At 67.0% G+C, this 13,532-nt stretch carries 10 protein-coding genes; 7 read left to right on the top strand and 3 right to left on the bottom strand.

Features of this window, described 5'->3' with window-relative positions; translation table 11 throughout:
- The first annotated feature begins 414 nt into the window (after window positions 1-414).
- Genes ASC37_RS04810 through ASC37_RS04795 form a run of 4 tightly spaced genes read left to right on the top strand, consistent with a single transcriptional unit; the run spans window position 415 to window position 6,015 of the window.
- A complete protein-coding gene (locus ASC37_RS04810; protein ID WP_055423294.1) occupies window positions 415-2,364 on the top strand; it encodes a hypothetical protein in 1,950 nt (649 codons plus the stop codon).
- Window positions 2,361-3,998, top strand: coding sequence for a PEP/pyruvate-binding domain-containing protein (locus ASC37_RS04805; RefSeq protein ID WP_055423293.1), 1,638 nt, complete (start codon window positions 2,361-2,363; stop codon window positions 3,996-3,998). Before ASC37_RS04810 ends, ASC37_RS04805 begins: the two co-directional genes overlap by 4 nt.
- On the top strand, window positions 3,991-5,163 hold the full coding sequence (locus ASC37_RS04800; protein WP_055423292.1) for a glycosyltransferase family 4 protein: 1,173 nt from the start codon (window positions 3,991-3,993) through the stop codon (window positions 5,161-5,163). Before ASC37_RS04805 ends, ASC37_RS04800 begins: the two co-directional genes overlap by 8 nt.
- Before the next feature lie 12 nt (window positions 5,164-5,175).
- Window positions 5,176-6,015, top strand: coding sequence for a UDP-2,3-diacylglucosamine diphosphatase (locus ASC37_RS04795; RefSeq protein ID WP_055423291.1), 840 nt, complete (start codon window positions 5,176-5,178; stop codon window positions 6,013-6,015).
- A gap of 45 nt (window positions 6,016-6,060) precedes the next feature.
- On the opposite strand, the gene ASC37_RS04790 is transcribed toward ASC37_RS04795, so the two are convergent.
- Window positions 6,061-7,845 (bottom strand): GGDEF domain-containing protein, encoded by a 1,785-nt coding sequence (locus ASC37_RS04790; protein WP_198289004.1) that lies wholly within the window; start codon window positions 7,843-7,845, stop codon window positions 6,061-6,063.
- 161 nt (window positions 7,846-8,006) lie between these two features.
- Between ASC37_RS04790 and ASC37_RS04785 the strand changes: the two genes are divergently transcribed.
- The 3 genes from ASC37_RS04785 to ASC37_RS04775 all read left to right on the top strand — a co-directional run bounded on the left by ASC37_RS04785 (window position 8,007) and on the right by ASC37_RS04775 (window position 12,214).
- On the top strand, window positions 8,007-9,239 hold the full coding sequence (locus ASC37_RS04785) for a sensor domain-containing phosphodiesterase (protein ID WP_055423290.1): 1,233 nt from the start codon (window positions 8,007-8,009) through the stop codon (window positions 9,237-9,239).
- A gap of 83 nt (window positions 9,240-9,322) precedes the next feature.
- Window positions 9,323-11,452 (top strand): methyl-accepting chemotaxis protein, encoded by a 2,130-nt coding sequence (locus ASC37_RS11705; protein WP_055423398.1) that lies wholly within the window; start codon window positions 9,323-9,325, stop codon window positions 11,450-11,452.
- Window positions 11,453-11,482: 30 nt separating this feature from the next.
- Complete coding sequence (locus ASC37_RS04775) at window positions 11,483-12,214, top strand: glutamine amidotransferase (RefSeq protein ID WP_055423289.1); 732 nt, start codon at window positions 11,483-11,485, stop codon at window positions 12,212-12,214.
- A 9-nt stretch (window positions 12,215-12,223) separates the two neighbouring features.
- Here ASC37_RS04775 and ASC37_RS11500 read toward each other — a convergent pair whose 3' ends face one another.
- Both ASC37_RS11500 and ASC37_RS04770 read right to left on the bottom strand, forming a co-directional pair.
- A complete protein-coding gene (locus tag ASC37_RS11500; protein WP_141056122.1) occupies window positions 12,224-12,535 on the bottom strand; it encodes a hypothetical protein in 312 nt (103 codons plus the stop codon).
- Between the two features lie 79 nt (window positions 12,536-12,614).
- Window positions 12,615-13,376 carry a TorF family putative porin gene (locus ASC37_RS04770; RefSeq protein WP_055423288.1) on the bottom strand — a complete coding sequence of 254 codons (762 nt, stop codon included), beginning with the start codon at window positions 13,374-13,376 and terminating at the stop codon, window positions 12,615-12,617.
- Window positions 13,377-13,532: the final 156 nt, after the last annotated feature.

The following is a 13,532-nucleotide window of genomic DNA, read 5'->3' as shown; positions in this document are numbered from 1 at the left end:
TCCTTCTTTTATCGTCAGTTTTTCTTTTCATTCCGCCGACGAGGATCAGTCTAGGGGAAGGGAAAGTTAATGTCAATACATTTACTTTTACACCTGAAAATTTGATTCGTGGCATGATTTTTATTGAAAACAGGTTGACACGATAATCGCAGGCTGCTAGCGTGGCTTCCCGAACGTCCCGTCGAAAGGGGTGCGTCTAAGGAGGAGACCATGGAGTTCAACCCTGTTTTACTTTTTCGCCACCGACCTGCCATGGTCGCTGCAGGTATTCATGCTAACGGGTACGGGAAGCGGGTGGCTGAGAGAGTGCGTTAGAGAGCCGGGAAGAGGCTTGGCCCCGGTATCGTCTCATGTCATCGCTGCGCAATCTTTCCGCGTCAGACTCGGGGCATCGTGGTCGCGCCGGAGGGAAAGATGCGCAAGGAAGAGGCGGTGGCGGCGCTGGGACAGCGTTCCTTGCTGTTGCCCGGCTGGGTGCAGGCGGCGCTGGCGGCCAATGACCGGCTCAAGCTCTATCTGAGCTTGCTGCAGGAGGCGGCGCGCCATGCCGGTGATCCGCAGGCGGCGGTGACGGACTGGTCGGCCGAGTTCGCCCGGGCGGGGGTGACGGAGACGGGGTGGCTGCAGGAGCTGGTGCGCAGCGCCTATCTTGCCGACGGGGTGCTGATGCTGCGCCATCTCGACCGGTGGTGCGAGGCGGTGGCGGCCGATCTGCAGACGATGGCGCGCCCCGTGTGCGAGTCTGCACCGTCGGGGCCGGCCGAGCTGCTGGCGCGGCGCGATGCCTGGCTCGAATTCTTGCATTCGCTCGATCCGCAGGAGGGGCTGGAACCCGAGCAGCTCGCTGCCTTGACGCATGGCGAGCGCGAGCGCGGCGATAGCCTGCACCTGCTGGTGATGGACCTGCACAAGGCGCTCAATGCGCTGGCCGCCGAGATCGCCACCGAGGAGCTCGACGGGGCGAACGTCTGGGGGCTCGCGCCCGAGGATCGGCCCTTGGTGCGGGCGTTCATGCGCGGACTCAGGCGCACGGCACCGCTCAAGTTCTCTCACCCGGGGCTGGATACGGCGGCCACGCGCGACGGCGCGCGCCTGCTCATCCAAAACGACATCGGTACGAACGACGTGCACGTGCTGGTGGTGACGGTCGAAGATCTGGAGATCCGGCTGAACTATTCGGATCTGCATCGCGGGCGTTTCCGTTTCTTCCAACGCTTGCTGGAGGAGGTCGGTTTCGTCTGGACGGTGCAAACCTCCGCCGCAGGGGCGGGCCTCAACGCGGGGCGGCCCTACATGGTGGGGGAGGCGGTGTTTCGCGGGCAGGATCGCGCTGCGCTCGAGGAGGCGCTGGAGGAGCTGGCTGCCAAGATCGTGTTCGTGATCGACTGGAACCGGGCGCGCAAGCGCTTGCAGCAGTTCGTCGGCAAGGCGCAGGCCCAGGAGATCCTCTACCGGGCGGCCAAGGAGGAGTGCGGGCACATGGGGTGGTTGCTCGCCGGGGGCGAGCGGCTGGTGTTCGCGGCCATGGAATCGGTCGATGGCGAGGCGTTTCGCATCGGCGATCGGCTCGACGAGGTGTTGGGTCCGCAGGCGGCCGGTGAGTACCTCTTCACCTTGCTGCGCGTGTCGAGCCGCATGCTGCTCGAGCGCCAACCGGTGGATCTCGTCGCCGACGAGGCGCGCATCCTGCTCGCCCGTCTGCTGCGGCAGCGCACTTTCGAGCTGGAGCTGCTGGCCGAGCATGCGGCGTATACGCACGCCATCGCGCGCGAGGTCTGCGCCGTGCTGGAGGAGGAGCCTGGGCCCGAGGCGCTCGAAGCGCAGGGGCAACGCGGCAAACAATGGGAGCGCGAGGCCGATCATCTCCTGATGCAGGCGCGTGCGCGTGCCGAGCGTCACAGCCGCTGGCAGCCTCTGGTGGCCTTGATGGAGCATGCCGACGACGTGTCCGATGCGCTCGAGGAGGCGCTCTTTTTGCATTCGCTGCTCTTCGTTGGGCCCTTGGCCGGGCTCACGCCGGGGGCGCGCGAGCCCCTGAGCCGGCTGGCGGACACGACCTTGGCGGCGATTCAGGATCTGGTGCGTGCCGTAGAGATCGCCCGCGCGGTGAGTGCGCAGGGGGAGGCGGAGGACGAGGACGCGTTCTTGCAGACGCTGTGGCGCATCCTGCGCGCCGAGCGCCTGTGCGACCAGCTCGCGCGCGAGGCGAGCCGCGCCATCGTCGCGACCATGTCCGAGAAACCCACGGGGGCACAGATCGCCGGGCAGATGGCTGCCGCGGTGGAGAAAGCCTCCGACGGTCTGCTCGCCGTGGGGTATGCCTTGCGCCAGATGGTGATGGCGCGCACGGGGGTGACGTCATGAACGCGCCGCATTGGCCCGAGGCGTGCTATCTGATCGCTGGTCGTCGGGAGATGGAGACTTTGCCGCGCAAGGCCCATCCTCCGAGCAAAGGGGTGCTGCAGCTCGGGAACAAGGCGTGGAACCTGTGGCTGATGGCGAGCGCCGGCTTGCGCGTGCCGCCGGCGCTGGTGCTGGGAACGCCCTATGCGCACCGGCCGGTCGCGGCGTGGGAGGAGGCGCTCTTCACGGCAGGATTGCCGGCGCTGGAGGCACTCACCGCTCGGCGCCTGGGTGATGCACGTCGTCCCTTGCTCGTGTCGGTGCGCTCGGGGGCGCCGGTGTCGATGCCGGGGATGATGGAGACGGTGCTCGACGTGGGCTTGTGCGACGAGACGGTGCCGGGGCTGCTGCGCCTGACCGGCAATCCGCGGCTGGTGTGGGATTCCTACCGGCGCTTGGTGGCGGGCTACGGCGAGGTGGTGGCCGGGATCGACCCAGGCGTGTTCGAGGCGGCGCTCGCGGAGCTCGCCCAGGGGCGGGAGGAACAGGCGCTCGCTTTCGACACGCTGCGCGCGCTCACGCGCCGTTTCCTGGAGTGCTACCGCGAGCAGGCGGGCGAGGCGTTCCCTCAATCGGTGCGGGTGCAGCTGCGCGAAGCGGTGCGGGCGGTGTTCGCTTCCTGGAATGCCCCCAAGGCCGTGGACTACCGGCGGCATCAGGGGATCGACGACGCGCTCGGTACGGCGGTCACCATCCAGCAGATGGTCTTCGGCAACGCGGACCGGCGCTCGGGGGCCGGGGTGGGATTCACGCGCGACCCGACCGACGGGACGCCGCGGCCGTGGGTGGATTTCCTCTTCGAGGCGCAGGGCGAGGACGTGGTCTCCGGGCGGCGCAATGCCGTGGGGCACGAGCGGCTGGCCGCGCGTCTGCCCCAGGTATGGGAGGAGCTGTGCGACGGTGGGACGAAGCTGGAGCGGCTCTTCGGCGACATGCAGGATTTCGAATTCACGGTGCAGGAAGGCACGCTCTTCTGGCTGCAGGCGCGCTCGGGCAAGCGGACCTTGCGGGCAGCCGCGCGCATCGCCCTCGATTTGCTCGACGAGGGAGTGATCGATGAGCGCGCCGCCTGGGAGCGTACGCGCGACATCGCCTTGGAGGAGCTGGCGACGGTGCGCCTGGCCACCGAGGGAGGGGAGGCGCCGCAGCGGCTCGCGTGCGGGATTCCGGCCTCGCCCGGCATTGCCGGCGGTGAGCTCGCGCTCGATGCCGAACGGGTGGCGGAGCGAGTGGCTCAGGGGGCCAAAGTGATCTTGGTGCGGCAGGATGCCGAGACGGCCGACGTCGCGGCGCTGCGCCAGGCCGGGGGACTGCTCACCCGGCGCGGGGCACGCACCTCGCACGCGGCGGTGGTCGCGCGGCAGATGGGCAAGGTATGCGTGGTCGGGTGCGAGGGCTTGACGATCGACGGCTGGGCGCGCAGCGTGCGCTTCGGCGAGCGGGTCGTGGCCGAGGGAGAGCCGATCACGCTCGATGGCAACGACGGCAGTGTCTATGCCGGACTGGTGCAGACGCAGACCGTTCCTGATGCGGCGCTGCAGGAGCGGCTCGCCGCGCTGCGGGCGCGCTTTGCCGGGGAGGGGGAGAATGCCTGAGCGACGGCTGCGTCTGAGTGTGGTCACCGAGACCTATCCCCCCGAGATCAACGGGGTGGCGCGTACCGTCGGGCGGATGCTGCAGGAGGCGGTCGCCGCGGGCCACGAGCTCGAAGTGGTGCGGCCGGATCAGGGAAGAGCAGAAGGGGAGGAGCTCGCGGGCGTGGCCTCGCTGCGGGTGGGCGCGATCGCCTTGCCGCGTTATCCGGGTTTGCGCATGGGGTGGCCGGCGTATGGACGACTCGTGCGCCATTGGCGGCAGAAGCGGCCCGATGGGGTGCATCTGGTCACCGAAGGACCGCTGGGTCTGGCGGCGCTCGCGGCGGCGCGCCGTCTGGGCATTCCGCTCACCTCGGCCTTGCATACGAATTTCGACGCCTATGGGGCCCATTACGGCCTCGGTTGGTTGCGCGGCGGGATCGCGGCCTATCTACGCGCTTTTCACAATGCGACGCAGTGTACGTTCGTGCCGACGCAGCGCCAGCGCGACGCCCTGCTCGCGGCGGGATACCGCCGGGTCGAGGTGCTCGCGCGCGGCGTCGACGCCGAGCTGTTCTCTCCCGCGCGGCGCGATCCGGCGCTGCGCCGGCACTGGGGCGTAGGGGAGGAGGGGCTGGCGGTGCTCTACGTCGGGCGGCTCGCGCCGGAGAAGAACCTCGATCTGCTCGCGCGGGCGTTTCAGGCCATTGCGGCGCATCGTCCTGAGGCGAAGTTGGTCGTGGTGGGGGAAGGGCCCATGGCGGCCTGCTGGCGGCGCGATCATCCTGAGTTCGTTTTCTGCGGCGCGCGCCGGGGCGAGGATCTGGCAGCGCACTACGCCTCGGCCGATCTCTTCCTCTTTCCGAGCCTGACGGAAACCTTCGGCAACGTCGTGCTCGAGGCGATGGCGAGCGGCCTGCCGCTGGTGGGCTACGACGAGGCGGCGGTGGCCGAGTGCGTGGAGGACGGCGTGAGCGGCTTGTCCTGCCCGCCGGGGGATGAGGACTCCTTCATCGCGCGGGCCTGCCGGATCGCCGCCGATGCCCCCTTGCGGCGGCGTCTGGGCACGGCGGCGCGCGCCGCGGCGGCTCGCCGCTCTTGGGCCGAGATCTTTCGCCAGGCGGAAGCGGTGCTCTGCGCCGTGCTGCAGGAAGGGGGCGAAGCGGTGAGTGTGACATCAGCGTAGAAGGGGGTCGATATGCCTGCCGTTCGTTCCGTCTTTCTCTCGGACATCCACCTCGGGACCCGCGCCTGCAAGGCTGAGCGCCTGGTCGATTTCCTGCGCGAATATCCGGCGCAGTATCTCTACCTCGTGGGCGACGTCGTCGATTTCTGGGCGATGCGCCGCGGCATCTACTGGAGCGCAGCGCAGAATACGGTCGTGCAGAAGATCCTGCGGCGGGCGCGCCACGGCGAGCGAGTGATCTTCATTCCCGGCAACCACGACGAGGCGCTGCGTGAATACGTCGGGGCTGCTTTCGGCGACATCACGCTGCACGCCGAGTACGTGCACCAGACGGCCGACGGACGGCGGTTCCTGCTCATCCACGGCGACGAGTTCGACGAAGTGACGCGCCATCATCGCTGGGTGGCGCTGCTGGGCGATGCGGCCTATGGCGCCCTCGTGCGCGCCAACGTCGTCTGGGCCTGGGTGCGTCGCCGGATGGGGCGGCCGGGCTACTGGTCGCTCGCGGGACACGTCAAGCGCAAGGTGAAGAAGGCGCTGGAGTTCATGTACGGGTTCGAAGACGCGGTGATGCGCAGCGTGCGCGAGCGGGGGCTGGACGGCATCATCTGCGGCCACATCCACTGGGCGGCGATCAAGGAGGTGGACGGTCTCACCTACGCCAACTGTGGCGACTGGGTGGATTCCTGCACGGCCATCGTCGAACACCTCGACGGTCGGCTGGAGCTGGTGGACTGGAATCGGGAGATCGCCCCCCCGCCGCCGCCTCAGGCGCCGCGCCGCCTGCTCGAGCCGCTACCACCCGAAGTCGAGCTCGCCGACGTGCTGCACCGCGCCGACGGCATCCTGTAGGGCCCCTCGGACACCCTGCTGCGCGGTGCTCCTGTAGCGCTCTGCTCACTTCTGCCGGCGGCGTTCGACGAAGAGCGAGCTGCCCGGCGTCTTCTTCGCCATCTTCTTCGCCACCGAGGCCGCTTCGGCCACGGCGTGGTGACTCTCGTAGCGCTGTGGCTCGTCGATGACGACGGCGCCGACCGACAAGGCGCACAGCGGGAAGAAGACCGTTCGCCCTTGCCGGTCCTCGGCCTCGATGCCGCCGCGGGCGCGGTCTTCGGGATGGTAGAACTCTGGGATACGCGCATCGAAGGTGCGCAGCAGCGCCTCGGTGCGTTCCTGCCAGTCGGGACTGCCCCACAGCACGATGAAGTCGTCCCCGCCGATGTGGCCGACGAAATCCCTGGCCGGATCGGTGTGCTCACGCAGCAGTTCGCCCACCAGCCGCAGGATGTCGTCCCCGCGGCGGAAGCCATAGATGTCGTTGTACGGTTTGAAATGATCGAGATCGAGGTAGGCGGCCACGAACGGTTCGCCCCGCTTGAGCCGGGCATCGATCTCCCGCTGGATGGGGACGTTGCCGGGCAGGTTGGTGAGCGGGTTGGCGTGACGGGCCGCCTCGAGCTGCAGGCGGGTGATCTCGCGCAGCAGCGCGTGCCCGTTGCCCAGTCCCAGGTAGCGGCCGGAGTCGGTGATGATGAAGCCCTGCACCAGGTGTTTGGGGTCGAGCTGGGTGATGAGATCCGAGAGTTGCTGCAGGCTCATGCGCCGGTCGATCACCAGCGCGTGGCGGTCGAGATACATAGTGCAGGGTCGGTGTCCGTAGAGCTCGCGCCGGTAGGGGCGGGCGTAGGCATCCATGAAGTGATTGCGCGCGATGAGCCCCAGCGGCACGCCGTCGGCGACCACCGGTTGGGCATAGAGCTCCGGGTCGCGTTCGAAGCGGGCGAAGACTTCCTCGTTCGTCGTCTCCGGCGCAAGCGGGGCGACGTAGTGCACCAGGGAGGCGACGCTCGCCTCTGCGCCCGCGGGTACGGAGGCGTCGAGCACCTGCTCGGAGCGGAAGTGTTCCGGCTCGGGCCGATATTCGGGTCGCGGTTCGGGCCGGCCGAAGAGATACCCCTGACCGAGGGGGATGCCGCACTCGCGCACCACGGCGAGTTCGGCCGGCGTCTCGATGCCCTCGGCGATCACTTGGGTGCGGCTGTTGCGGGCGATGCGCGCGATCGACTCCAAGAATTGCCATTTGATCGGGTCGGCGTGTGCCCCTTGCACGAAGTGTTTGTCAATCTTGACGAAATCCGGCTCGAGCTCCGACCACAATCGCAGCGAAGAAAAGCCTTCGCCCAGATCGTCGATGGCGATGGCAAAGCCGAGGCTGCGGTAGTGCGCCACGGCATGGCGCAATTGGGCGTAGTCCAGGCCCGGCGTGGCTTCGGTGAGCTCGATGACGACTTCCCGCGGTGACAATCCCGCCTGTTCGATCCAGGCGAGCGTCCGGCTTTGATCGCCCGGCTGCACCACCATCGCCCCCGGATCGACGTTGAGCAGCAGTTTCCCTTGGCCGCCTTGAGCAGCGAAAGCGGCGATGACCGTCTCGCGGCAGAGGTATTCGAGCTCGCTCAATCGCCCGAGACGGCGCGCCGCGTCGAAGAGCACCAGGGGAGCGTGCAGCGAACTGTCGCTGGGGCCGCGGATGAGCCCTTCGAAGCCGAGGAGTCCGCCGTCCTCCAGCGTGATCACCGGCTGGAAACGCGCTGCCAGGCGTCGTTCCTGCAACAGGCGTTCCAGCTCGGGGAGGACGTCGGCGGGATAGGGAGGGCACATGATTTCGGTCAGGGAATCCATGGACGAATTTCGCCACGACAAGGCGCATCGCCCGCCATCGTAGGCGAGCTGTGTGACGAGGATGTGACGCCGACGCCGTTGCTGCAAAGAGGCTCAGGCATGATTATTGCTGGTTCTAGTGGGCATGCCGCACGGTGCGGTGGAAATCGGAGGAACCCCCAATGCGCGAGCACGACGCGCCGGAATGCCTGGAAACATCGGTGCGCTGGCACCGCCATCCCGAGGACACGATCCTGAGCTATCGTGATTGGCAGCTCATGAGCCATTTCCAGCCGATCTTCAGCATCGCGCACGGGCGCATCGTCGGGCTGGAAGCCTTGCTGCGGCCACAGCACGAGGGGGTGGAGGTGCCACCGCTGCGGTTTTTCACCTCGAGTCTGCACCCCGAAGAGCTCATTCTGCGCGACCGGCTCGCCCGTCGGTTGCACTACGAAAACTTTCGGCCGCTGGCAGGCGACGATCTGTGGCTTTTCGTCAATCGGGCACCGCAGGCACAGCTCACCGAAGAAGACGATCTCCCGGCCGGGCTCGATCCGCACCAGGTCGTGGTCGAGCTCACCGAGGACGAGAGTACCGATTCCGGGTGGCTGCGCGAACTCATGGCCCGCTACCGGGCGCTCGACTACCTGGTCGCGCTCGACGACTTTGGTGCTCGTCATTCGAACCTCGACCGGCTCTTCACGCTCGCGCCCGACATCGTCAAGCTCGATCGCACGCTGATTTTGTTCGCGGAAGAGGACGCGCGGGTGCGCCGCAGTCTCCAGCGGCTGGTGGCGCTCATCCGCGACACCGGTGCCTTGGTGCTCTTCGAGGGCGTGGAAACCGCGGCGCAGGCGCAGCTCGCCGTGCAGGCCGAAGCCGATCTCGTGCAAGGTTTCTACTACGCCCGGCCGCAGCCGCGCGCTTTCGCCCTCAAGAGCACCTGGGGCGCGCGGGAGAAACTGCACGACCCGCTGCGGGCGCGTCCTGTGCGCCGTCGTGAGGCGGTACCCAAAACGCTCGAAGAGGTGTTCCGGCAGACCTTGCGCCGCGTCGCTTTGGGAGAAGACTTTGCTCTGGCGAGCGCCGAGTTGATCGCCCGCCCCGAGGTCTATCGCGCCTATCTGCTCGACGCAAACGGCCGCCAGCTCGGGCACAGCGCCTCGCGTGTGCCGGTGACCCTGCTGCGTTACCTACCGCTGGCCGATGGCGCCGGTGCCCTGTGGAGCGCCCGGCCCTATTTTCGCCGTGCCATCGCCATGCCCGGACGAATCCACTTGACCGACCCCTACCTCTCGGTACCCGATGGTACCTGGGTACGCACCCTTTCCGCCACGGCCCACGGCGAGGCCGGCACTTTCGTCGTCTGCGCCGACTTGGCGGCCGATACCCTCGATGCGGAGAATGCACCATGACGGCACAAACCTTGACCCATTCGAACCCTTTTGGTGCAAGTTATGCCCCGCCGCGCGCGGACGGCGCGCTCAAGAGCCGGCGCATGGCGCTCACCCCCGCCGAGCGGCACTGGCTGCCCTGGTTCGGCAAAACCGGCAAGCTCGCCATGGGCTGGGCCTGCTGGCTCAACCGCCACCGCTATCCGGCGATCGAGCGCACTTTCGAGAGCATCGCCGCCACCCGCGTGCGCCTGCTCGAAGACTGGACGCGGACGCAGTGGGAACACCTCGCCGATCTGGCCCAGACCTACGCTGGCCGGTTCGACCAGGCGCTCGATGCCGAACCCTTGCGCCAGAAACGCCTGCTCGCCGCGGATTGTTCCGAACTCTTCGTCATCGACCCGAAAGGGCGGGTGCTCGCCTCGACTGCGCCGCAGCACGTCGGCAAGCAGGATCTGCCGGAGAAAGCCGTCGCCGCCGGGCTGAGCGGCCCGTTCCTGCACGGCCCCTACGCCGACCCATTCACCGAGACGCTGGGGCCGACGACTTCGCGTTTCCACGACGAAGTCACGCTGATGTTTTACCACCCCATCGTGCGCGACGGGGAGACGCTCGGCTGTGTCTGCGCCCGCGTGCCCAACGACGTGATCGGCGATCTCATCCAGCGCGAGGCGGGGCACATCTACCGCGACTCGGGCGACAACTACCTCTTCATGGTCGAATCGCGCTTCGATCCGACGATCGCCCCGGGCACGGCCCTGTCGCGTTCGCGCTTCGAGGATGAAACGTTTACCCTCGGAGACAACCTCAAGCGCGGCGTTTCCACCCCCTACGGCACCGTACGCGTGCAGCGACACACCGAGCTCGAGCTGCGCTTCGTCGACCCGGCCACGGGGCAACTGCACCCCGGCGTGCGCGAAACGATCCGCTGCGGCGAGAACCTCTTCGTCACCTATCCCGGCTATTCCGACTACCGACACATCCCGGTGATCGGCAAGGGCATCACTTTCCGGCTGCCCGGTTCGCCCGATCGCTGGGGGATGATGTGCGAAGCCGATCTCGAAGAGGTCTATCGCCATCGCCCGCTGGGGTTTCAGCTCACGCGCGATTTCCTGCTGCTCGTCGGCGTCGCGGCGCTGCTGGCGACGGTGTTCGCGGCCTACGCCGCACCGCCGGCGCCGACCGTGGTGGTGGCGATGGTCGCGGTGCTGCTCCTCGGCTATGCGCCGCTGCTGCGGCGCCGCGTGCGGGCGTTCACCGGACGGCTCGACGCGATGGCCGAGACGATGCGCTCGCTCGCCGAGGGGGAAGCCAACCTCACCCAGCGCTTCGATCGTCGCCTGCTCGCCGAGGACGAGAGCGGCGAGCTCGGCCGCTGGATCGACAGCTTCATCGATTCGCTCGACGGCACCTTGGGGCAAGTGGTGCGCACCACCGACGAGGTGCGCCAGACGCACGGCGAGATGATCGACAAGAACACGGAAGCTGCTGGCACCGCCAATGAGCTCCTTGCCGAGGTGCAGCATCTGCTCGACTCGCTCGGCGAGCAGCTCGCCGAGATCGACACCGCCACCCATACCGCCGAGGAAGTGCGCACCGCGCTCGGCACGGTGGTGGAGAACGCCCAAACCCAGTTTCAGACGGTGCGCACCCAGACCCAGGCGATCCGCGATTCGATCGACGCCGCCAGCCGCACCATCCAGGCGCTCAACCAGCGCACCGAGGAGATCGGCGACATCGTGGCGGTGATCAACGACATCGCCGCCCAGACGAATCTGCTCGCGCTCAACGCGGCGATCGAGGCGGCGCGCGCCGGCGAGCACGGGCGCGGATTCGCGGTGGTGGCCGACGAGGTGCGCAAGCTGGCGCAACGCACGGCCAGCGCCACCGGCGACATCCGCGGCAAGATCGAGGGCATCCAGCACGGAGCGCGCGAGGCGGTCTCGATCATGGAATCCGGCGTGGCCGACGTCGAGAACGGTCTGCGGCTTGCCGAAGAAGCGGTCTCCGAGCAGGGCGAGGTGCACGAACTCGCCGAACGACTGCTGGGCGTGATCGAGCGCGTGGCCGAGCGCAGCCGCGTGAACGGCTCCATGATGCAACGCTTGGCGGCGATCGCCGACGGCATGCGCGGCTCGTTGGCGGCGCTCGCGGCGAGCGTCGACCGGGTCAAGCACGCCGCCGGCAAGCTGGGTGCTTCGATGCGGCGCTTCCGCGTGACGAGCGCGCGTTGAGCACCGGCGTGTTCCCTCGGGAGGACGAACATGACGAAGAACGAATCCGGCGCACGACGCGCCCCGCCGCTGGCCGTGGCGCTGAGGCACGTCGCTTACGAAGACTTGGGTCTGCTCGAGCCGTGGCTCGTGTGGCGCGGCTGGCGAGTGCGCTATATCGACCTCGGTCTCGACGAGCTCTGCGGCTGGGATGCGCTCGCGCCCGATCTGCTCGTCGTCCTCGGCGGCCCGCTCGGCGCCGAGGACGACGCGGATTTTTCTTTTCTGCCCGATGAAGTAGGGATCATCCGTTCCCGGATCGCGGCAGGCCGCCCCACCTTGGGGATCTGCCTCGGGGCGCAGCTCATGGCTCGCGCTCTGGGGGCACGGGTGCGACCCATGGGGGCGAAAGAGCTGGGCTATTTTCCGCTCGAACTCACCCCGGCGGCGGCCGGAACCCCCATCGGCCGGATCGGCGCACAGCCCGTGCTGCACTGGCACGGGGATTTCTTCGAGTTGCCCGACGGCGTGCAGAGCCTGGCACGTACCCCTTTGTGCCCCAATCAGGCGTTCATGGCGGGGGAGCACGCCATGGCCTGGCAATTCCACCTCGAAGTCGCCCCTTCTCGACTCGAGCGCTGGCTCATCGGCAACATCGATGAGATCCGGGCCTGCGGTCTGCGTCCGGACGAGCTACGCCGCCAGGCGCGGGCGCAGGAAGCGGGATTGCAGCAGGCAGCCGCAGCGGTGATGCAGGCGTGGTTCGAGCGGCTTGATCTCTGAGGTTGGCGCTCATCCACCCCGTGCGCCAAATCGGTAAGAGCGCACGTTGGAAGAATTTTTCTCGACAGAAGGATCGGCGATTTTCTCCTTTTCCAAGACGTCTTTTGATGAATTTTGCATTATTATCGCTCTCAGCCGGAGAATGAGTGCAAGGAGTTCTTCATCCTCGGCCATATCCTCGATTTCCTTCAGCACCTCCAAGGCTTGTTGTGCGTCTTTTTGCAGCCGTGCCAGATCGATGTTGTATTCCAGCTGACGACGGACGCTGAGTTTGAGTCGGGCGAGTAGTCGAATGAATTCGGGGTCGCTGGCGTCGATCATGGTTTCGTCCCGATCCTGCTTGATTGTTCATGCCCCCTCGACCGGACGTTGCCACAAACGATGGGCGAGGGGGTGTTGATCAAAAGCTTTTTTGGAACGAAAGAACTACTCTGGCATCGGCCACCTCTTCGCCGTCCCAGGTATAGGCGGATTTACTGGCATCGGTGTCGGTATAGGCCAGGGTGGCGACGCCGAAGCCGAGATCCTTGCTCACGCCGAGTTTCCAGTCGGTGTACGAGGCTGCGTCGTTGTCTTCCACTTCCTGATGCCCGACGTGGCCGAGCACACCCCAGCCCCCGCCCAGGTCATAGCTGGCCGAGAGATCGAGGTAGTAGCTGCCGCGGGTATCGCCGCCATCGTCGGTGGTCCAGCCGACGAAGTGGTCGGAAACCGTGTGGTAGTATTTGAGGGCCACCGTTTTCCAGGACAAACCGGCGTAGACTTCGGTGGTGTCCGGGTCGACCGCTCCCGAGATTTTGTCGCCGGGATAGTAGTACGTGATGATGCCGAAGTCATAGCCGAACGAGTCGGCGAAGGTGCCGCGAAAGCCGCCATAGAGGTCCACTTCGAGGCTGTTGTCCTCTTTGTAGCCGCCAGCTTCTACCCAATCGACGTTCGAGCCCCACAGTCCGACGTAGAATCCGCTATCGTGCGCCAATTCGAGGCCGCCTTGGACGGCGGGCTCGTTTTGTGTCTGCGACACACCGCGAAAGACATAGTCGCTGGTGGCCCCGAGGGTGAAACTGAGCGCAAACGGGCTCTTGGCCGTATCTTCGGCATGGGCCAAAGAGACGCCGAGCACGGCCAGGGTGGCGGTGAGGGGAAGCAGAGGGGTTTTCATGAAAGTCTCCGGTGGACAGGCCAGACGTTAGGAAGCAAGAACGATGCCAGTCGTTTTTTCCCGTTTGGCCGTGGCTTGCGGGCAGGCGCAGGGTGCCCCTTGCGCCATCTTGGGGCGGAAGATGCTTCGTTCGAGGGCAAGGGAACAGGGAGAGGC

Origin of the sequence: Tepidiphilus thermophilus, from assembly GCF_001418245.1 — a bacterium.
Classification (GTDB): domain Bacteria; phylum Pseudomonadota; class Gammaproteobacteria; order Burkholderiales; family Rhodocyclaceae; genus Tepidiphilus; species Tepidiphilus succinatimandens.
Note: the sequence above shows the minus strand (reverse complement) of the source record. Positions and strands in the feature narration are given on the sequence as shown.